The 21,642-nt window shown below is 60.1% G+C and carries 14 protein-coding genes; 13 read left to right on the top strand and 1 reads right to left on the bottom strand.

Annotated features, from left to right (window positions below):
• The first annotated feature begins 6 nt into the window (after positions 1–6).
• Positions 7–5,865, top strand: a complete 5,859-nt coding sequence (locus FJY67_00480; protein MBM3327933.1) for a choice-of-anchor D domain-containing protein — start codon at positions 7–9, stop codon at positions 5,863–5,865.
• A 119-nt stretch (positions 5,866–5,984) separates the two neighbouring features.
• Complete coding sequence (locus FJY67_00475) at positions 5,985–7,397, top strand: aldehyde dehydrogenase family protein (GenBank protein ID MBM3327932.1); 1,413 nt, start codon at positions 5,985–5,987, stop codon at positions 7,395–7,397.
• A gap of 40 nt (positions 7,398–7,437) precedes the next feature.
• Here the strand turns inward: FJY67_00475 and FJY67_00470 are convergent, their stop codons facing one another.
• Positions 7,438–7,881 carry a response regulator gene (locus FJY67_00470; protein ID MBM3327931.1) on the bottom strand — a complete coding sequence of 148 codons (444 nt, stop codon included), beginning with the start codon at positions 7,879–7,881 and terminating at the stop codon, positions 7,438–7,440.
• Between the two features lie 128 nt (positions 7,882–8,009).
• Here FJY67_00470 and rfbB point away from each other — a divergent pair, with 128 nt between their 5' ends.
• The 11 genes from rfbB to FJY67_00415 all read left to right on the top strand — a co-directional run.
• Positions 8,010–9,020, top strand: a complete 1,011-nt coding sequence (gene rfbB / locus FJY67_00465; GenBank protein MBM3327930.1) for a dTDP-glucose 4,6-dehydratase — start codon at positions 8,010–8,012, stop codon at positions 9,018–9,020.
• Positions 8,933–10,660 carry a capsule assembly Wzi family protein gene (locus FJY67_00460; GenBank protein ID MBM3327929.1) on the top strand — a complete coding sequence of 576 codons (1,728 nt, stop codon included), beginning with the start codon at positions 8,933–8,935 and terminating at the stop codon, positions 10,658–10,660. The genes rfbB and FJY67_00460 overlap by 88 nt, the downstream gene beginning before the upstream one ends.
• Positions 10,661–10,665: 5 nt before the next feature.
• Positions 10,666–11,895 carry a hypothetical protein gene (locus FJY67_00455; GenBank protein ID MBM3327928.1) on the top strand — a complete coding sequence of 410 codons (1,230 nt, stop codon included), beginning with the start codon at positions 10,666–10,668 and terminating at the stop codon, positions 11,893–11,895.
• A 20-nt stretch (positions 11,896–11,915) separates the two neighbouring features.
• Positions 11,916–13,229, top strand: coding sequence for an O-antigen ligase family protein (locus tag FJY67_00450; GenBank protein MBM3327927.1), 1,314 nt, complete (start codon positions 11,916–11,918; stop codon positions 13,227–13,229).
• On the top strand, positions 13,226–14,551 hold the full coding sequence (locus tag FJY67_00445; GenBank protein ID MBM3327926.1) for a hypothetical protein: 1,326 nt from the start codon (positions 13,226–13,228) through the stop codon (positions 14,549–14,551). Before FJY67_00450 ends, FJY67_00445 begins: the two co-directional genes overlap by 4 nt.
• Positions 14,552–14,555: 4 nt before the next feature.
• Positions 14,556–15,758 carry a glycosyltransferase gene (locus FJY67_00440; GenBank protein MBM3327925.1) on the top strand — a complete coding sequence of 401 codons (1,203 nt, stop codon included), beginning with the start codon at positions 14,556–14,558 and terminating at the stop codon, positions 15,756–15,758.
• On the top strand, positions 15,634–16,728 hold the full coding sequence (locus FJY67_00435) for a glycosyltransferase family 2 protein (GenBank protein ID MBM3327924.1): 1,095 nt from the start codon (positions 15,634–15,636) through the stop codon (positions 16,726–16,728). The genes FJY67_00440 and FJY67_00435 overlap by 125 nt, the downstream gene beginning before the upstream one ends.
• Positions 16,725–17,792 (top strand): glycosyltransferase family 9 protein, encoded by a 1,068-nt coding sequence (locus FJY67_00430; GenBank protein ID MBM3327923.1) that lies wholly within the window; start codon positions 16,725–16,727, stop codon positions 17,790–17,792. The genes FJY67_00435 and FJY67_00430 overlap by 4 nt, the downstream gene beginning before the upstream one ends.
• A gap of 3 nt (positions 17,793–17,795) precedes the next feature.
• Positions 17,796–19,199, top strand: a complete 1,404-nt coding sequence (locus FJY67_00425; GenBank protein MBM3327922.1) for a sugar transferase — start codon at positions 17,796–17,798, stop codon at positions 19,197–19,199.
• 399 nt (positions 19,200–19,598) lie between these two features.
• Entirely contained in the window at positions 19,599–20,876 is a 1,278-nt protein-coding gene (serS, locus tag FJY67_00420; protein ID MBM3327921.1) for a serine--tRNA ligase, read from the top strand.
• A gap of 12 nt (positions 20,877–20,888) precedes the next feature.
• Positions 20,889–21,642: Trk system potassium transporter TrkA (locus FJY67_00415; protein ID MBM3327920.1), on the top strand; the 754-nt coding region annotated here is incomplete at its 3' end.

Below are 21,642 nucleotides of genomic sequence, written 5' to 3'. Positions count from 1 at the left end.
TTCAATATGGGGCTTGACAGAACGCCTCTTTTGCCCTATCTTTGGGCATCTTACACCTCGACTCTTTCTGGAGGAACAATGAAGCGCTTGCAATCACTTCTCGTTACGCTTACGGGTGGACTGCTCCTGACTGCCGCGAACAATGCTGCGGCACTGGATTATTTCCGCTACACCGAGACGGACGTCAACATGAGCATCCTGGTGATGTCATGCACACTTGACGGCGAAGATCTCGTGGCGCGCGACGAAATCGGAGTCTTCACCCCCGGTGGCGATTGTGCCGGTGCGTCTGCAGTTGACAATAACGGTTTTCCGGTCGGAATTGCGGCCTGGCAAGTCGAGGGGCGGGTGCCCGGATTTCGCGCCGGCGAACAACTGGCGTTCCGGGTCTGGGACCGTGATGCCGACGAAGAACTCCTCGCCGACATCAGCGAAGTGGTGGACGGCAATCCGGTCTTTGAGGGCAACAGTTTCGTTGCCCTGAGCCTTGAAGCCGCGCGCGGTGAAGCCGTGCCCGACATAAGCGTTTCTGTAGAAGGACTTGACTTCGGCGCCGTCCGGGTTGGGCGGGTCGCCGAACAGACCTTCACCGTGCAAAATCGCGGCCGCGCCACGCTCACCGTTTCAGATATGTCCATAGGCGGCGGGCCGTTCGCGGTTAACTTCCAGGGCGAGGTTGAGATCGCCGCCGGAGCAGCACGGGACTTCACCGTGACCTTTGCGCCGGAAGAGGTGGACAGTTGGGACGAGACGCTTACGATCGTCAGCGATGACCCGGACAACGATCAGGTTACGATATCGCTGACCGGCTCCGGCGAAGCCGCCGCCCCGCCCAATATCGTCCTCTCGGCAAACGAGCGCAGCTTTGGCCGCGTCCTCATCGATCAGGCGCGCAACTGGTCGCTTTTCATCGGCAATAACGGCGACCAGACCCTGGTCGTCTCCGAAATATCATCCGATAACAACGTCTTCACCACCGATTTCGATGACGAACTGCGCGTCGCTCCCGACGGCAACGCCCAGGTGGTCGTTACCTTCCGGCCGGCCGCGGCGCAGGCCTATGAAGGCAGCCTCACCATATCGAGCAACGATCCGGATCAGGGCGAAGTCTCGGTCCGACTTTTGGGTGAAGGCGTCGAGCCGGGCGAGCCGCCCTCGATTGGCCTCTACGAGGAAGAGCACTTCTACGGCAATGTCTCTGTCGGTCAGGCTGCGTCCTGGCGGATGGTCATCCTCAACAGCGGCGGCAGCGACCTGATGGTGCAGAGCGTCTCCAGCGATCATCAGGCCTTCAACGTGAACTTCCCCAACGTCGAACAGCGCGTCCGGCCGGGCGATTATCTCTATGTCCCGGTTACCTTTGGACCTGGAGCCGAGGGGTTCTACAATGCAACGCTGACGGTGGCATCGAATGATCCCGAGAACGGCGAAATCACGGCCATGGTCGGGGGTGTTGCGACTCAAGCCGACGGCCGGCACTTCCGTTACTATACGACCGGCTTCAACCATTCGCTGCTGGTTGTCGAAGCGACGCTCGATGGCAACGCGCTTGGCGCCAGGAGCGAGGTCGGCGTCTTTACCCGCGGCGGCTATTGCGCCGGCGGCGGTGTGATCGGCAACGACGGACGGGTCGGCATGGCGGCAATGGGTGACGATGAAGACACCGACCTCATCGACGGCTTTAACGTCAACGAGGCATTCCGCTTCAAGGTCTGGGATGCGGACGCCCGCGTCGAGGCTTGGGCTGCGGCCGAATGGGTCGAAGGTCCCGAAGTCTTCACCGGCGAGTTCTCAGTTCTGCGACTGGCGGGGCGGGTCGTCGCCGCACCGGATATCGAACTATCCGATCATCGCAATTTTTACGGTCAGGTTGAGGTCGGCAGCACCGAGGACTGGACCTTCCGCATTACCAACCGCGGCCAGGGCGTTCTGACGGTCGAAGACGTCGCCACAGATATGAACGAGTTCACCACCGACTTCGAAGGCGAGTTCGATATCGGCGTCGGAGACGGGCGCGACATCACCGTGACCTTTGCGCCATCGGCCGAGGTCGATTACGCGGGGCGACTGACGCTTCGTTCCAGCGACCCGGTCGATTCGGTGCTCTACATCGACCTCTTCGGGCTTGGCGTCGATCAGGTGCGCGAGCCGGAACTGGTTCTGCCGCGCGCCAACCATTACTTCGGCGTCCAGCGCATAGGCGGGAACTACAACTATGTCCTGGTGATGACCAATCGCGGCGGCGGGCGGCTGAGGATCGACGATGTTCGCCTGCAGGGGAACGGCTTTGCTACGAACTGGCCGGGCCAGCCGCGCGAGGTCGATCCGGGCAATCAGTATGAACTGACGATCACGTTCTCGCCACAACAGGCTCAGGTCTATAACGGGCAAATCAACATCATCTCCGATGACCCGAACAACGGCGACATCGCCTTTGCGCTGCGCGGGCACGGCACCGCCTCCCAGACCCGTTTCAACGCCCTCGCCACCAACGTCAACCACACCCTGCTTTGTGAGCAGGTGATTCTCGTTACCGTGCAGGGTAACGAACAGCCCTTTGCGCGCGGCAACGAGGTCGGGGTCTTCACGCCGCGAGGACTATGCGCCGGGGCGGCAGTTATGGAGGAAGAAGGACGGGTCGCTGTCGCCTGCTGGGGCGACGACGTCAACACCCCGTTCGACGACGGCTTCCGCAATGGCGACGCCTTTGCCTTCCGGATGTATGACCGCGCCACGCGCCAGGAGATTGTCCCCGAAGTGAGTTGGACGGAAGGCCCCCGCGCCTGGGAGTCGAACGGCTTCACGCGTCTCAACCTGCGCGGGCAGAGCGAGGTCGATGCGGCAGAGATCGTCGTCGATCCTCCAGTCTGGCAGTTCGGGCCGGTGCGGGTAGGGCAAGCCGTCAGGCACACCTTCCGGATCAGCAACAATGGCGGCGTCGATCTGACGGTCAGCCGGATCGCCTCGAACTTCAACACCATCACCCACAACTTCAACAATCAGGATCGCGTCGTCCGTCCGGGCGAAGGCTTCGATGTCGAAGTGACCTTCGAGCCGGCACGGGTCTTCGCTTATGAGGGCATTCTGACTGTCTTTAGCGATGATGCGCGCCGTCCGCAATTCCCCTTCAATCCCTGCGGCTCGGGCACCAATATCCTGAACAATCAGGGCCAGCCCTTCCACTTCCAGTATTTTGAGACCGACCAGAACCATAGCGTGCTGGCGGTCGAGTTCAATATGGGCGGTGCGCCGGCCGACGTCAACGACGAGTTTGCGGTCTTCACTCCCGCCGGGCACTGCGCCGGAGCGGGCATCGTCACCAACCCGGGCGAAGGCGTCGGCCTCTCGGCGTGGGGCGACGACGCCGACGAGCGAATCCTGATCAACGGCTTCCGGGCCGGCGAAGAGATGACGTTCCGGATTTGGGATGCCTCCCAGCGACGGGAATACGAGCCTGAGATTGAGGTCGTCGAAGGCGAACTTAACTGGACTGCCAACGACTTTACCGCAATCACGCTCAATGTCGCCAACGTCTTCCGGGTCAACCCGCCGAACGCGGTCAACATTCGGGAGAACGAGCGCGCAGCGTTCCAGTTGACGCTTGCCAACGCTCCGGGCCAAATGGCGTTCGCGTGGGATAGTTCCCAAGTTTTCCAAAACAACCAGTGGCGGCTCATCGATCTGCCCAACGCCAACCGCGGCAATATTCAATTCGCCGACAACCGCAACAACACCGCGAACTTCCAGTGGGATGCCAACTTCGACGCATCCGGTCAGTATAAACTCTACTTCAGCGCGTTCAACAACAACCAGCGGGATCAGGCTACGGCGGTGATCAACATCGCCGACGTCAACCGCGTGCCGCAACGGATCGGGGCTTTTGCTGACAACCGGGTTACAATGAACGAGGATGCGGCCGTCGCGACCTACGCCCTCGTCGATACGATGTTCCGTGATCCTGACGGCGACGCGCTCAGTTATGAAGTGCGTCGGCGCGACCCGCAGCAACTCGACTCGCTCCGGATTATGGTCCGGAACAACCGTCCGGAACTGCGGATCAAGCCGGCTCTCAACTTCAACGGCCAGATCGCCTGCTCGCTCTTCGCCCGCGATGGCCGGGGAGGGGAGACGCTCTATCAGTTTGCGGTGGTAGTCAACGCCGTCAACGACAACCCGGTGATCGCTCCCGACAGCGCCCAGGTGCGTCGGGACGGCCGGGAAGGCGTCGAAATGCGGTTCTCATTCAGTGCCCAGGATGTCGAAGATCAAGCCAACCAGTTGGTCTGGACGATGAATGACCGGGGCGGCTTGCCGCAGGACGGTCCGCAGTTCGCCGACAACGGCGACGGTTCGATGACCTTTGTCTGGACTCCGCAGTTCAACGAGTCGGGCAACTATACGCCGCAGTTCACGGTGACCGATCGCGCCAACGCTACGGACCAGATTCGGGTCGATCTGCGCATTGCCGATGTGAACCGGCCCCCGGTGCGCCAGCGCGACCTGCAGGATGTTGAAATGCGCGAGGATCAGGCGCGGGAGGACATTCAAGACCTGAACGGCCTCTGGCAGGACCCCGACGGGCAAAACATCCAGTTCCAACTCATCGCGCCGCCGGCGCCGTTGCAGTTGCAGATCAACAACGGCATCCTCTCGGCTCAGCCGACCGCTAACTTCTTCACCCGCGATTCGACGCACAACTACGACATGCCGCTGCGGGTGCGGGTGCGCGGTCACGACGGGGCAGTGGGTGATACTGTCGCTTTCCTTGTAAATGTGGAGCACGTCAACGACCGCCCGGGCTATCGCGCCAACGCCATTGCCAACCGGAACGTCCGCGAGGATACCACCGTCAACAATAACCCCGAGCCGGTGATTCAGATCGCGGCCAGTCTGGTGGCGCTCATTTCCGACGTCGATAACCGGACCGCGTCGTGCAGTTTCTTCGTTGCCACACCGCAGGATACGAATCTGGTGCGGCTTTTCCGGTTCGTCATCACGAACGACGCCCAGAAGCGGTTCACCTACCAGTTGACGCCTAACTTCAACACCGCGCATCTGGAGAACGGCGAAGCGCGGGTGCAGGTCTGGGCGCTCGACTCAACCGGGGTCGCCGAAGGGCAAGGCGGAGATTCAGCCTACGCCTTCAACTTCCGGGTGCGGCCGCTCAACGACCCGCCGCAAGCCTTCAATCTGGTGGATCCGCCTAACAACCACGCCATCCAGTATGATCCCGACTCGCTTGGATCGCTGCAGTTTGCCTGGTCGAGTGCGATCCCGAACCGGTGGGAGGTCGATACGACATTCTATGCCGTAACCTTCCGTCTGGTTGGTGGCGCGGCCGGCGATACCGTGCAGTATCCCTTCGCCCCCGATACGTCCCGCAACCTCGACACCTTGCGTCTGCCGCCGCTGCCGTTCCAGCCGATACTCGACACCCTCACCCGGCAGCGTCGGGAGGACAACCGGCATATCGCCCAGGCGATCGAGTGGTGGGTGAGCGCTTTCGACTCCGCGCGGGTGCTGTCGCGAGCGGCTAATGCGCCGTTCCGGTTCAACATCCCGCCGCTTGAAGTGAAGCAGTCGTCTCAACCCGAGATTCCGCAGGTCTTCACGATGGCGCCGGCGTACCCGAATCCGTTCAACAGCGGCACGACGCTGAAGTTCGGGCTGCCGCATTCGGAAGCAGTCGAGATCGCCGTCTGGGATATGCACGGCCGCAAGGTCGCCACACTCCAGACCGGTTCGCTGCAAGCCGGGCAGTATGAACTGAACTGGAATGCCGAAGGCCTCACCTCGGGCATCTACATCATCAAGATGCGCGCCGGGAATTTCGAGGCCAGCCAGAAGGCGGTGCTCGTCCGGTAAACCGGGCCAGGCACTTCCGACGAACCTCTGCCGCCCCCCGGCTGCCTTACGGTCGGGGGGCGGGGCTTTTGGAGGGATAAAGGATAAAGGATAAAGGGAGAAAGGCAGATACTGTTCGAATGCCACTAATTGCGGGACAAATGACAGGGGGTTCTGATTTTCGGGCGGTGCGCAGCCCCTGGTCGGGAGAAATCGTCGGCGAGTGTCACTTCGCAGGGCTGGACGACATCTCCCGGGCGCTTGAGGTCGGAGCCAAGGCGGCCCTAACGATGCGCTCGCTGCGCAACTACCAGCGCGCGGAGATACTTCTCAAGGCGGCATCTCTCCTGCGTGAAAAGCGCGAGGAGTTCGCCCGAATGATCGCCCTCGAAGGCGGCAAGCCGATACGGGAAGCCCGCGCCGAGGCTACGCGTGCCGAGTCCACCTTCACCCTTGCCGGGGAGGCCGCTCGCGGTTGGGGCGGCGAACTTCTGCCGCTCGACATTACTCCCGCGGCGGGAGACCGGGTGGCGCTGGTGCGTAAGATCCCGGTCGGGCTGGTAACCGGCATTGCGCCTTTCAATTTCCCGCTCAATCTGGTCGCGCATAAGGTCGCGCCCGCCATCGCCACCGGCTGCGCGATCAACCTGAAGCCGGCCAGTTACACGCCGCTTACTGCGTTGATGTTGCGACAGGTGCTCATCGAAGCCGGACTGCCCGAAGGTGCGTTCAATGTCCTCCCGGCTCCGGCTGCCCTGTCCGATCCGCTGGTGGAGGATCCCCGGGTGCAACTGGTAACCTTCACCGGCTCGGCAGAAGTCGGCTGGGGGATCAAGCGGCGTGCCTGGCGGAGGCGCGTCTGCCTCGAACTGGGCGGCAACGCCGCTGCCATCGTCGATGAGACCGCCGACCTCGACCATGCGGCTCGGCGCATCGCCGTCGGGGGGTATGCCCATACCGGGCAGATCTGCATTTCAGTGCAGAACGTCCTCGTCGCAAATAGTGTCTATGATGACTTTATGGCGAAGTTCGTCCCGCTGGTGGAAGGACTTAAGTTGGGCGATCCGCTCGACGAGACGACCGAAGTCGCTGCGCTGATCGCGGAGTCGGAAGCGGTTCGGATCGAAGAGTGGATTGGTGAAGCGGTGCAAGCCGGGGGAATCCTCCTGACCGGAGGCGAGCGAGATGGCAGTCGCATTAGTCCGGCTATCTTGACCGACGTCCCGGGGGAGTGCCGGATCGTTGCGGAGGAGGCCTTTGGGCCGGTCACGGTCGTATCCCGGTTCGTCACCTTCGACGAAGCGCTGGAACGGGTCAATAGTTGGAAGTTCGGTCTGCAAGCCGGTGTTTTCACCCGCGATATCAAACGGGCAATGATGGCTTTCAGCCGGCTCGAAACAGGCGGCATTATCATCGACGACGTGCCAACCTACAGGGTCGATAACTTCCCTTACGGCGGGGTCAAGGAATCGGGTTTTGGACGGGAAGGGGTGCGGTATGCGATGGAGGAGATGAGCGAACTGCGGACTCTGGTGCTCCCGGCACCGAAGTAAAGTCGTCTTGCAGCGCGGCGACAAAGCCGCCGGTGAAGGTTCAGGACGAACGTTTCTCTACAGCCAGGTCTTCAATTAGCGCATCGAGTCGCTTCAGGTCGAATGGCTTTTGCAGGTAGGCAGACGCGCCGTAGCGAAAGGCTATGGCTTCATACTCCGCAGCCGGCAGACCCGAAGCGAGCACCACCGGAAGCCCCGGCCGCAGTTCCGCGATCTGCTGCAGTGCTTCGAATCCCTCCATTCCAGGCAGAGTGCCGTCGATCAGCAATAGATCGCAAACGGCTTCGCCGCGGAGGTGCTTGAAGGCCGGCTCCACCGCGCTGACAGCGGCAACCGAGCAACCTTTCAGTTCCAGATAACTTGCCAACATCTCGCGAACGTCATCGTCATCATCGACGATGAGAATCTCCCGTGTGGGCATTTCGACCTCGGCCTTCCTACATTCCCTGCTGAAACGCCCGATGCTGCGGCGTTGGATTGACAAGTTCCAATATAAAGAATAAATTACAGGATTGCACCCGGCTCGGGACCTTGCAAGCGCTTCCGGGCGTGAAATCGATGTTGCCACGCTGGCATTGCCGGTTGCAATCGGTAGATTAACCAGATTCGTTATTGAAGCGCATTCTCATCACCGGCGGAGCCGGTTTCATCGGCTCAAACCTGATCCGCTTTCTCCTGGGCGAACGTCCCGATTGGGAACTCGTCAACCTTGATGCTCTGACTTACGCCGGGAATCTCCAGTCCCTGGCCGACGTCGAGGCGCATCCCCGGTACCGTTTCGTCAAGGGCGACATCTGCGATTCGGAAGTCGTTCGCGCGGCGATGGAGGGTTGCTCCGGAGTGTTCCATCTGGCGGCCGAGTCGCACGTGGACCGTTCGATCCTCGATGCGGCACCGTTCCTGCGCACCAATGTCCTTGGGACCCAGGTGCTGCTCGAAATGGCACGTCAGATAGGTGTCGGTCGTTTTCTCCTCGTTTCCACCGATGAGGTATATGGCTCGCTATCGCCCGACGATCCGCCGTTCCACGAGGACTTGCCACTCGCGCCGAACAGTCCCTACTCGGCCTCGAAAGCCGGCGCCGATTTACTAGCCAAAGCCTATTTCGCAACTTACGGACTACCCGTCGTCATCACGCGCTGCTCGAACAACTACGGGCCTTATCAGTTCCCGGAAAAGTTGATTCCCCTCATTATCCGCAATGCCCTCTCGGACCGGATCATCCCGGTCTATGGCGACGGCATGCAGGTACGGGACTGGATCTATGTCGAGGATCATTGCCGGGGATTGCTGAATGCATTTGAACGTGGCAAGCCGGGCGAAGTCTATAACCTTGGCGGACATGCCGAGATGCCAAACATCGCCATCGTCAGACAGGCGCTTGCCGCACTCGGCAAGCCGGAGTCGCTGATTCGTCACGTGACCGACCGTCCCGGTCACGACCGGCGGTATGCGATGGCAACCGACCGTGCTGAAAAGGAACTGGGCTGGCGTCCGGGACACCGATTTGAAGAGGCTCTGCCGGCAACGATTCGTTGGTATGTCGAGAATGCAGACTGGATCGAGTCGGTTGCAAGCGGTGCTTATCAGGAGTATTACCATCGCCAATACGGCAAGCGGTGATTAAAGCGGCGGCGATCGCACTGGTGGTCTTTGCCGCGGCAATTCGGGCCCTGGCGGCAGGTTCAGCGGCCGTCCCGGTCGGGGATCCCATTTACAGGTTTCTCGACCGTGCCGTTGAGCGAGGGATACTGCTCCCGAACGCAACAACCATGCGGCCGGCAGCCCGTTCAGACATCGGACGCCACTTGATGGTCATCGCGGCGGACTACGAATCCCTGGACGACCCTATCCTGAAGCGAGACCTCGATTATTACCTGCGTGAGTATGCCTTTGATATAGCCGACCGGGAGGGAATGCGGGAGTCACCCGAGAGGCGCCTCAGGCCGGCCGACTACGCGCCCGGGCCGGCGCTGGCGAGCCCGCACTGGAGGCTTTATAGCGCTTGCTCGGAAGCCGGCTACTTTAACTTGGATCCCATCGGAGCGGTGCGTTTCGATGCCGGTCGCAAGAACATTCTGCGCCGCGGGACGGGATTGCAGTTCGCTGCCCGGTGGGAAGGACTGGGCGCCGGCTTCAGGTTCGTCGATCACACCGAGCGAGGCAACGGGCCTTATCATCGCCGGGATCAACTGCTGACCCATGCGCCCGGGTATGTCGGACCTCTTCAGGGCGCCAGCGAGACCTACTATGATGCCGTCGAGGCATATATCAACTACCGTTGGCGGAGGCTCGACGTGACCCTGGGCCGCGACCGGGTTAGTTGGGGTCCGGGGCGGGAGGCTAATGTCCTGATAGGGGGAGCAGCCCAGCCGTTCGATCAGTTGCGACTGGAAGCCGACTTTGGACGCGGCGTCCGGTACGGGTGGATGGTGGGCAGTTTGTCGCCCTACGGGGTCGTCGGCGACACCCTCTACACGACGCGCGAAGGCCATATCCGGCTCGACTTTGTCCCGAAGCATCTGGTGCTTCACCGGCTCGAGATCGCCGTATCCGACTGGGGGCTTTTTGCCGTGAATGAGGCGGTGGTATGGGGAGAGCGGGGTTTCGATCCGGCATATATCAGCCCGATTCAATTCTATTACGCAGCGCAGCACTCGAACGGAGACTTTGACAACGTCCTTATGTCCGGCGATTTCAAAGTGATCCTCCGGGACAGGGCGACCTTCTACGGCGCGCTCCTGATCGACGACCTGAGGACTTCGACTTTGGGACGCGGTGATCCGGGGAATAAGTTAGGGTACCTGGCCGGAATGCGCTCCTCAAGGTTGGGACTGAACGGGCTTGAAGCGGGGCTCGAATACGCCCGGCTCGATCCTTTTGTCCACAGCCATAATTACCCGGTCAACCGGTATTCCCATTGGGAGACGCCACTCGGTCTGGCACAGCCCTCCAATAGTGACCGATTGACTATTCAAGGGTCATATCGGCCATGGCGGGAGGTCGAACTAAAGGGTTCCTACACGCATTGGAGGCAGGGCGACCGTGGAGCCTCCATTGACGACGTTCCGGCGGCAGGATCGCCCCGGTCAGGGGCGCCCTTTTTATCCGGTCGACGCACCTATCGTAATGTCCTCGAACTTGCCGGGCTATACGAGTTCCGACCCGGCTGGACCGTCGCCGGAGGCTACACGTTTGACCGGTCATCCATACTGCCGGTGAGATTTCACCTCGCTGCCGGCTATCGTTACGAAATTCAATAAGAATAATGCAAGAACTGCAATCCTTAAGCCGGTCGGAAGACTCGACCGTCAAGCGCTCCGGCGTCATCAACCTGATCGATCTGGCCTCGCTCATCTACCGCTGGCGCAAACTGTTCATCTTGAACTTTGTAGCCGCAGCGGTGCTTACTTCCGTCGTTTCGTTTATGTTGCCGGTCTGGTATCGGGCAACGACGGTCGTTTTGCCGCCTTCGGGTAGCAGCAGCGGATTGCCGGGCTTTCTTTCCAAGGATCTCGCTTCTGCGGCGGTCAGTTTCGGACTTGAAGTTCCCACCGATGAGATTTATGAGACGATCCTGGGCAGCCGGGAGTTGCGGGAGCGCCTGATCAAGCGTTACGACCTAAGCAAGGTCTATCAACTCCCCTCCGACATCTTTCCGGAGGAGATCATCCGGCAGTTCAATGCTCGCTTTCTGGTCACGACGCGGAAAGATCGCTCGATAGAGTTAAGTTATGAGGAGCGATCGGCAGAACTTGCCGCGGAGATCGCCAACGGTGCAGTCGAGGAACTCGATCGCATTTATCGCGACATCACCTCAGAGAGCGCCCGTAAGAGCCGCATATTCATAGAGAAAAGATTAACCGGCATCATCGACAGCCTGGCCACGCTTCAAGACTCGTTGGTGCGATTCCAACTTGTCAACAATGCGATCGCCATCAACGAGCAGACCGGCGCGCTGATAAACACCCTGGCAGACCTCAAAGCCGAGCAACTGTCGGCCAGCATCAAGGTCGATGTCCTGGCAGCCAATCTTGGGCCGCAGCATCCGGCGGTTCGACAACTTCGCCTTACGGCAGCGGAAATCGAGGCGCGCACGAGGAGTCTCATCGACAGCGGCGAAGGACAACTCTATATGGGACTCCAGACCATGCCTCATATTTCCCGGACCTACGTGGACATTATGCGGCGCATCCGGGTGCAGTCAAGTCTGCTCGAGTTCACATATCCGCAGTATGAATCGGCAAGGATCCAGGAGGAGCGAGAGTCTGCCAATGTCCAGGTTCTCGATAGAGCCTATGTCCCGAACAAGAAGAGCCGTCCCGCCCGCAGGATGATCGTTACCGTATCCGTCGTCGCAGCAATGGTGCTGACTTTGCTTGCGATTGCTATGATCGAATATTGGCAGGGGTTACCTGAGAGACATCCTCAAATCTGGCAAAGAATCATGGGGATCGGCTTACCGGGTCGGCGTTCAAGAATCGGTTCCAGCGAGTAGATGGGCCTTTGTCCGGCGGCATGACATTAAGTATCGGGATTAGACCATTCCTCATCGCAGTGCCGTTCATTTTGGCGCTGTCGCTAACTGCCGGACTCGCGGTGGAGGATTCATCCTACGGCGTTCTTCCCGCCCTATTCATAGCCGGAATTGCCTTCCTGGTGTCGCTAAGTCACTTCAAGACTTACGTGATGCTGTTCCTTCCTCTTATGTTCCTGAGTTCGGAAAGTTATGTCTTTCACGGCTTTGCGTTTCTGTTATTGCTCTCATTCGTCCTGACCTGGCTGCGGGAAGGCCGCCTGGAACTCTATTTTCCTTATTGGGGTGCGCTGCTGCTGCTGTTTCCGCTGTCGGTTGTGGCTTTTATGCGCGCAGAGCAGTTTCTGCATGCCCGGACCTCACTTCTATTCAGCCTTTACTATCCGCTTGCGGTCTTTATTTTTCTTCAAAATACGGACTGGCAGCGCCGGGAGATCAAATTCGTATTGAGGTATATAACCGCGATCTTTGCGCTGGTGGGTTACTTTAGTCTGGGATACTACCTGACCGCCGGCCTGGAGCGGATTGCCTTTGGCTGGTCTTCCTACAATCTGGTAGCCGCGGCTTATGGGCTGGTGCTGCCGCTGGCGCTCCTGGAGACGGTCTATGCGCAACAGGCTTCGCATCGGATTGCCAACCTGTTGATCAGTGCAGGCATTTTTATCGGATTGCTAGTAACCCAGACGCGAGCGATCATGTTGGCCACACTGATAGCCATAGCCTATATTGCGAGGTTTGATCGGAAGGTATTAAGGCTCTTCCTACCGCTTGTGATTGCAGCACTTATCGCTATGCCAACGCTCATTTTCGAGCGGATGTCCATGCTCCTGGGTCGGGGGGTAATCGCAGATTGGTCTGCGGTAGGACGAATTGAGGTCTGGATGAACAGCGCCGGCTTGATTGCCGACAACTGGTTTTGGGGAATCGGTCTGGAAAGTTTCCGGAAGATCTATATTGAGATGTTTCCCAAGAGCCTCACCATGGGAATACATATCCATAACATGTATCTCAAGTGGCTGCTCGATTATGGAATCATTGCGCTGCTGTTGTTGACCTATATGATTTTATCGATGTTGCGACGGGCACACGGCTGGTTGAAGACCGCCTCAAAAGAAGCCGATCCGTCGAGGCGGAGGATGGTTCTGGCTATCAACGGTGCGATTGTGGCACTGATGGTCGCATCGCTCGTCGATGCCTATGTTTCGGGTCTGACGGCGGTCCTGTTGTTTGCTCTGCTGGGCTTCCAATCCCGATTGATGGCGAATGATAGCCTGGCAGGCGAGCCACAAACTTGACGGACTCACCAGTCGAAAGAGCGTCGGGAATTGCCACCAACAGACTGCGTAGTAAACTGATCAGCGCTCTGGGGGGGCAATTCGGGACCTTTGCCGTCGGGTTGGTCGGGCAGATCGTCATCGCTCGAGCCCTCGGTCCGGACGGCAAGGGACTGCTCTCGCTGACCATGCTGGTAGCTATGTCCCTTGCCAATATCGGGCATTTATCCTATGGATCGGCATGCAGTTACTTCATCGGACGGCAGCCCGTGAATCGCTCTTCGGTAGCCGGTAATAGTCTTTTTTTTACGGTGCTATGGGGCTTTTTATGGACGGCGCTGGCGATGCTTTTTATGCCGACGGTGCGGGACCGGTTCATACCTCTCGTATCCGACCGGTTGCTGATGATGGCGACGGTGACTGTTCTCCCGCTGTTGCTGCTCGAATACGGAAACAGTATGCTGATAGGCTTCGACCGCATTTTCAAGATGAATCTCATTATGGTCTCGCGGGAAATGATCTTTGTGTCCACCATGGCCTTGGTTTGGATTGCCGGCGGGGCCTCTGTTGAAACTGCAATCGCGCTTTGGGGACTGGCGATTCTGACGGCCGGTATTTTATTGCTCACCAATTCCATCCGGGAGGTCGGCGGACTTCGCCTTGATATTCCATCTCTGCTCGCTATGCTGCGTTTCGGGATATCGTTTCATTTGAGCAATGTCCTTTCATTCCTGCGATCGCGCTTCGACCTGTTTATCATCGCGTTCTTTATGTCCCGCTCTGAGGTGGGCTATTATTCGCTGGCTGCGGCGATTCTGGTCGGTCTTCGTTATCTTCCAGCGGCGATAGGACAGGTGCTTCTGCCGTATGTGGCGCAGCGGAGCGACGATGCCGGCAACCAAATGACTCCTCTCCTGGTGCGCATTGGCTTTGCTTTGACCTTGCTTGCCGGATGCGCCTTGGTGATATTCGGCTACCCTTTGATATACCTTCTCTTTGGCCCGGCATTCATACCGGCATACAAGCCGCTGGCAGTGCTTGTTCCCGGCGCGGTTGTCCTGACACTTGCCACGATGCTCGCCGGGGATCTGATCGGTCGGGGGAAACCTCATTATTCGGTCATTGTCTCGGTCATTACATTTGTTCTGAATGTCGCTGCCGGACTAATCCTAATTCCGCGACTCGGTATAATGGGCGCCGCCCTGGCATCGACAGGAACGCATTTTCTTACCGGGAGTATGTTCCTCTATTTCTTCCTGCGAGAATCGGGAGTTACGGCGCGCGATGTTCTGGTCGCTCGACGAGAAGATTGGCTGCTGGTAAGACGCTCTCTTCGCCGGTGACGGATTGGAACCGACGCCTTTACGACTGCTCTATATTGTAGTGGGGGAGAGCCTTATCGACAGCGGTATCGTCCGGAGCCAGGTGGTGGAGATGCTTCAGAGTCTGCGCGGATTGTCCGGTGTCGAGGCAGTTACTTTGCTCTCCTTCGTCAGCCCGCGCCTCTATGCTCGGCGCCGGAGTCTCTTTGCGATAGCCCGGCAGGAACTGCGGGACCGCGATATCGAACTGATCCTCCGCATCACTCCGGCGGCATCGAACTGGCCGCTTTCGATGCAGTATTTGCTTTTCCTATGGACGCTCCCGATAGCCTGGTGGATTGCCCGGTCGCGCCGGATAAACGTAGTTCATTCCCGTGGTTACGCTGCCGGATTACTGGCTCACTGGACATCGAGGAAGTTGGGGACTCGACATCTGTTCGATCCCCGCAACTTCTATCCCGAGGAAATGGTCTCCAGCGGCCGCTGGAACCCGGGGGGGGCGACCTATCTATTCTGGCGCAGGAAGGAACGGGAAATCGTCGCCGAAGCCGGATACACGATCGGCGTAACGCCGGACTATTGCAAGAGGTATCGAAGTAGAGGCGCCCGGAGGGTCAGGTTCGTTCCCAGCCGGACGCTGACGTCGGATTATACTGTCTATGACAGCCCCGACAGTCCGCCCCGGGTCGTCTTTGTGGGGGAGATGGAAGCCTACTACTACCCTCCCGAGCGCATCGGGCGATGGTTCGGAATGCTCAAGCCGCATCTGCCCGGGGCGCGCCTTGTCCTGCACACTCGCTATGCACCCGACAAGGTAGCCGCGGGACTGACTAAAGCCGGGCTGGAGCGTGAGGAGTGGAGCCTGTCGGCGCTCGCTCCCACGGACCTGCGCAAAGTGATCGGCCGCTACACGTTGGCGCTATTACCGGGGCGGGAGGATGGTAACTGGCCGGTGAAGTATGCCGAGTACCTCTCTGCGGGAGTTCCGGTGGTGATCGACGACGGCCTGAACGACATCATCCGGGACGCCGTCCTTGAGAACCGGTTGGGGATCTTTGTCGATCCCGACGATCCAGTCTCCTTTGCCGCCGTGAGGGAACTGCATGCCGACTTGCCGGCAGTCCGCCGGCGGTGCCGGGATTACGCCCGCCGCCACCTCGACATCTCCCTTAGCGCCCGGCAATATCACCGGCTCTACCGTCAACTTCTCAGCGAGCGCCGCCATTAGTCCCGGAACCGTTGTCGTCGTTACCTATCGTTCGCGCGAGACGATTGCGGAGTGCCTCGCATCGGTCGTGCGGGTGTCGGGCTCAAGTGCGGTCAAGGTCATCGTCGTCGATAACGACTCCCCGGACGGGACGGCCGATCTCGTTGAACAACTTCATCCCGAAGTGTCGCTGATTCGGTCCGGTGAGAACGGAGGCTTCGCCGCCGGGAACAACCTCGGGTTGCGTCGTGCGGCGGGCGAGTGGGTCTTGCTGCTCAATCCCGATGCGATCCTGCAACCGGGGGCGTTAGATTCGCTTGTCTCCTATCTCGATGCGCATAGCCGGGTCGGGTGCGTCGGTCCCGGAATGGATGACGACCGTCCCAACCGGTTGCATTGGCCGGAGCCGTTCATGACGCCGGGTATGGCGGTCTGGTATGCACTTTCGCTGCAACGGGTGCTGCCGCTGAACCGGATCGACGGCGCCCGGACTCTGCTCTGGAAGGCGCCGTCCAAATCCGTTCGGGTTGAGCGGCTGATCGGCGCCGCGTTGCTGCTGCGCAGAAGCGCTCTCGACGAAGTCGGGTTGATGGACGAGCGCTTCTTCCTCTATTCGGAGGAAGAGGATCTGCAATTTCGTCTCGCCCTCGCAGGTTGGGAAACGCACTATGAGCCGCTTGCCAGGGTAAAGCATATCGGCGGCGGCTCCAGCCGGTTCACGGCTCCGGTGGCGATGGCTTCCGCCAACTGGAGCCGTTATCTCTTTGTTAGGAAACACTTCGGGCGGTTGGCCGGAGAGATGACGCGGATCGTCTGGTGCATAGCCACTTTCGCGAGGATGATCCTGGCGATTCTGTTGTTTGCCACCCCGGGCTTCCGGGAGCGAATGCGCGGCTATCGACTATCGCTCGCCTCGCTGCTGATACCCGGCTATTTTGAACGGCATCTTCGCCCGCCGCGCAAAAGTCTGGTAGCAACAGTTTCGCAGTGAAAGTCCTCGTCGTCAAACTGCACGCCCTCGGGGATCTGGTGATTGCGTCTCCGGCGATTCGGCTCCTGCGCGAGAGCCTTCCCGACGCCGAACTGACGCTGCTGACGACCGATTGGGCGGCTCCGGCGGGAGAAGCCAATCCCTGCTTCGACAGGCGGATCGTCATCCCGCACCGGTGGATATTCGCCCGTCCCTGGCGCAATGCGGTCAATATAATAGGACTTGCCGCGCGACTCAGGGGAGAGCATTACGATGCGGCAGTCGTTTTTCACAAGCATCCGGCAATCGAACGTCTCATAGCGCTGGCAAGTCCGGGGAGGCTCTATGCCTTTGGCCTTGGCGCCCGCCGGGTTCTGCTCGACGAGGCCCGCCATAGTGCTTTGACCGCGTGGGAACTTGCGGCTCTGGCGGTGAACGAACTGACCGGCAAAACGCCTTCCGCGCCGCGACGGGCCGAACTTCGTTACGAATGGCAGACATCGGACGACGCAGAGCGCGCAGCCGGGTTGCTGCTATTCCGATGGGGAATCGGCGAGAGACCCTATGCCGTCCTGCTTCCGGGCGGAGGCGGCAATCCGAGTGTTGCGGCAAGTGAAAAGCGCTGGAGCGCTTCGGGATTTGCCGGAATCGCACATCGGCTGCATCAGGAAGCAGGCTTGAAATCACTGCTCCTGGGGGGTGCAGACGACCGGGATGTCTGTCGGGAAGTGCGTGATGTGGCAACTGAAGCCGTCTATGACCTTAGCGGTCAGACGTCGGTTCAGACTGCGGCGGCACTGCTGAGGCGCGCCCGGATGGTGGTAGCGAATGACTCCGGGCCGCTGCACATCGCAGCGGCGGTCGGGGCGCCGACCGTGGGGATATTCGGCCCGACCGGCCCCCAACATAAACTGCCGCCCGGCGATACGGTGGCTGGCGTTCAACTCGGACTCCCTTGCAGCCCGTGTTATTTTGGAGTGTTCAATGGATGTATATTCGACCATGTCGCCTGCCTTGAGGATTTGCCCGTGCAACAGGTCTGGACGGCGGTAAGCAATTTGATCGCCCGGACATCTACCGTATAGACGATGCGCCGCTCCATACTATTCACAACTCTGCTGAGCGATGGCGCGGCAGCGGCTCTCGCGTTGGCGATGGCCTATTTTCTGCGCTTCCCGAGCGGACTTTTTGCCACCTTACCGATGACTCAGGCGGTGCAGGCGCAGGGCGGCGCATCGGTCTATAACCTGGCGCTCCTGCCGCTCACCCTCTTCTGGTGGTCGATATTCGGGCTGCGCGGACTATACCGGCAGCGCGTCGTGATCTCCCGCATCGACGAACAGGTCGCGCTTGCCAAGGCGATCCTTATCGGAGTGGTGATACTCTATCTGGCGACAGTCGATCCGGGCGAACCCCTCACTCGTACCAAGATCGTTCTGGCTTCCTACGGCATTGGGTTGGTCCTCCTCGTCGGCAGCGGGAGGCTGTTGATCAGCACCACCCTGCGCGCCCGCCGTCGCCGGGGGCAAGACTTGACGAGCGCCTTGATCATTGGCTGCAACGAGAACGGAAGGCAACTCTACGACCAGTTGAGGCATCAACCGGTCTGGGGCTACCAAGTTGCCGGGTTCATCAGTCATAATGGGACTACCGGCGACGATCTTCCCATCCTCGGAACACTTGACGACCTCGAGCAGGTCATCCAGCGCGACCGGATCGAATGGGTGCTCGTCGCTCCCGACAAGGCATCGTCGGCAGAGGTAGCGATGATTCTGGACCGGCTGACGACCTTGCCGGTGCGGGTGATGCTGGTAGCCGACTACTACCAAATGGTCATCGGCTTGGTGGGGACGGTCGAAATCCACGGCTTGCCGCTGATCGAGGTCTCGCCGCATCTGGTGTCGCCCGGGGTGCGGATCGTCAAGCGGTCGATCGACATCGTCGTTGGGCTGGTGATGTCGTTGGTCGTAGTTATTTTGACCCCGTTCATCGGACTGGCTATTAAACTCGACTCGCCGGGGCGAGTCTTTTATTCGCAGCGCCGAGTCGGCAAAGGCGGCCGGGACTTCGTTCTATACAAATACCGTTCGATGGCGGCTGACGCCGAAAAGCAGACCGGCGCGGTCTGGGCGCTGAAAGACGACCCCCGGGTAACCCGCGTCGGCAGGTTCCTGCGCCGGACGCACCTCGATGAACTGCCCCAGTTCTTCAATGTCCTGAGGGGGCAGATGTCGCTCATCGGCCCGCGCCCGGAGCGGCGTCAGTTCGTCGAGTCGTTTCGCACCAAGGTGCCGCTCTACGAGCGCCGTCTCCGCGTCCGGCCCGGTATCACCGGCTGGGCGCAGGTCCGGCACAAGTATGACGAGTCGCTCGCCGATGTGATCGAAAAGACGCGCTACGACCTCTTCTACATCGACCATATCTCGCTGGCCCTCGACTTCAAGATTCTCCTCGCGACGCTGATGAAGATGCTGCGCGGCAAAGGACACTGATAGCAAAGGATATGGGGAAAGCCGTCTTGGCATTTCTCAGGGTGTGGATTCAACTTGAGAGTATTACGAAAAAGGGCATCGTTCCCGCGCAGGCGGGAACCGAGTCAAGGTGCTGTCGGGTGTCCTCACCCGACGGTATGCGATTGCAAATAAAAGACGCTGGTGTCAGGTGGGGACACCTGACACCACAAGTGTCAAGGTGCCGTCGGGTGTCTTCACCCGACGGTATGCTATTGTAAATAAAAGACGCTGGTGTCAGGTGGGGACACCTGACACCACAGATTCACATTCTCGGACAGACTCCTACGCGGGGATGACGAAGCCGGCTATAACGCTCATCGTCTCCAGTAGATGCCGGTGCGAGACCATCCTCGAATTATACTTACTTCTTGAATAACAATGCACTTTTTACGTGACATCAGGCAGAATCCGGAGGCCTTTCGGAGCCGACTTGAACGGCGCGGCGAGAAGCCCGATCTTAGCCGGCTGCTCGACCTTGACCGGCAGAGACGCGAGCGGACGACAACGTTCGACGCCCTGCGCCAAGCGCGCAACCTCGCCTCGAAGCGGGTTGGTGAAGAGAAGCGGCGCGGCGGCGATACGAGCGCCCTCGAAGAGGAGGTTCGCGCTATCGGCGACCAAATCCAAGCCGGCGAAGCCGCCGTCCGCGACCTCGATCAGGCGATCGACGCGATCCTCCTCAGCCTCCCCAACCTTCCGGCCGATTCGACTCCCGACGGCCGGGATGCCTCAGCCAACGTCGTCGTCCGCACCGTAGGCGATACTGCCGCGCCCGTTGCCGGGGCCCTCGACCACCTCGACTTCGCCGAGCGGCTCGGTCTCCTTGACTTCAAGCGCGGCAGCAAGATCGCCGGCTCGGGCTTCCCGGTCTGGACGGGCGCCGGAGCGCGCCTCGAGCGCGCCCTGATCAACTTCCTCCTCGACCTCCAGACCGGCGAGCATCACTACCGCGAGATGATGACCCCCTTCCTCGGCTCGCGCGAGACGATGACCGGCTCGGGCCAAATCCCGCGCCTCGAGGACGATATGTATCACATAGAGCAGGAAGACCTCTTCCTCATTCCGACCTCCGAGGTTACGCTGGTCAACCTGCACCGCGACGAAGTGCTCCCCGAAGCCGCGCTGCCCCTTCGCTACACGGCTTACTCGCCCTGTTTCCGGCGCGAGAGCGGCTCCTATGGGCAGGCGACGCGCGGCTTCCTGAGGGTGCATCAGTTCAACAAGGTCGAACTGGTCCGCTTCGAGCACCCCGACCGGTCTTATGAGGCTTTGGAAGAACTGGTTGGCCACGCCGAAGAGGCTCTGAAGCGTCTCGAACTTCCCTACCGGGTGCTGCGTCTCTGCGCCGGTGACATGGGCTTCAACGCCGCGGCTTGCTACGACCTCGAGTGCTGGGCGCCGGTCGTCGGGAAATGGCTCGAGGTTTCGTCGTGCAGCAACTGCGAGGCCTTTCAAGCCCGCCGGGCGAACATCCGCTTCCGCAGCGCAGCGACCGGCAAAACGGACTATGTTCACACCTTGAACGGCTCGGGGCTGGCGACCTCGCGGCTTATGGTTGCGATCCTGGAGAACTACCAGACGGACGAAGGCGTCCTGGCAGTGCCGCCGGTCCTTCGGCCCTATCTTGGTGGATCGACGCACATTTCGGCAGTATAAGGAACTTCCAGCGTGAAGATCGTCATTGTCGGCGCCGGCTCAGTCGGCTTGCATTTGGCACGGTCGCTCTCATGGGACGGGCACGCCGTTACCATTATCGAGCAGCGTCAGGACTTGATCGACCAGGCGCAGAGCAGCATGGACGTCCTCGCTGTGCGCGGCAACGCGACCTCGATCCGGGTGCTGCTCGATGCCGGGGTGCAGGATTCGGACCTCGTCCTGGCCGTTACCAATGTCGATGAGGTTAACATCGTTTCCTGTATGCTGGCGCGGGAACTGGGGGTGCCGAAGCGGATCGCGCGGGTACGCAATCAGGAGTATTCCCGTCCCGGCACGCCGGTTTCGCTCGCCGCGCTCGGCATCGACCAGGTGATCCATCCCGAACTCGAAGCCGCTCACGAGGTCGTCCGGCTCATTCGCTATCCGGACGCCCTCGACATCGTCGAATGTGCCGACAGCCGTATTCTGCTGGTCGGCATCAGGTTGACCGCCGAGTCGCCGATCATCGGTCGGGCGCTAAAGGATTTGACGCCGACCGGCGAAGACCTCAACTTCCGATTAGTAGGGATTAATCGCGGCGGGACGACGATCATTCCGACCGGCAGTCAGACGCTTGCCGCGCACGACATCGTCTATGCCATATGCAAAGCCGGGAACATCGATTCAGTCTTTGCTCTGACCGGGCGCGTCTCGCCACCGGCACGTAACATTATGCTCCTCGGCGGCGGCATCATCGGGAGAATGGTCGCCGAACAACTTGAGGTCG

The organism is Calditrichota bacterium, assembly GCA_016867835.1.
In the GTDB taxonomy this organism is placed as follows: Bacteria; Electryoneota; AABM5-125-24; order Hatepunaeales; family Hatepunaeaceae; genus VGIQ01.
Note: the sequence above shows the minus strand (reverse complement) of the source record. Positions and strands in the feature narration are given on the sequence as shown.

Coding starts and splice junctions, on each gene's coding strand:
- FJY67_00450 (MBM3327927.1), top strand. CDS start 11,916: ATGACATTAAGTATCGGGATTAGACCATTCCTCATCGCAGTGCCGTTC.
- FJY67_00475 (MBM3327932.1), top strand. CDS start 5,985: ATGCCACTAATTGCGGGACAAATGACAGGGGGTTCTGATTTTCGGGCG.
- FJY67_00480 (MBM3327933.1), top strand. CDS start 7: ATGGGGCTTGACAGAACGCCTCTTTTGCCCTATCTTTGGGCATCTTAC.
- FJY67_00425 (MBM3327922.1), top strand. CDS start 17,796: ATGCGCCGCTCCATACTATTCACAACTCTGCTGAGCGATGGCGCGGCA.
- FJY67_00455 (MBM3327928.1), top strand. CDS start 10,666: ATGCAAGAACTGCAATCCTTAAGCCGGTCGGAAGACTCGACCGTCAAG.
- serS (MBM3327921.1), top strand. CDS start 19,599: ATGCACTTTTTACGTGACATCAGGCAGAATCCGGAGGCCTTTCGGAGC.
- FJY67_00435 (MBM3327924.1), top strand. CDS start 15,634: ATGCCGACTTGCCGGCAGTCCGCCGGCGGTGCCGGGATTACGCCCGCC.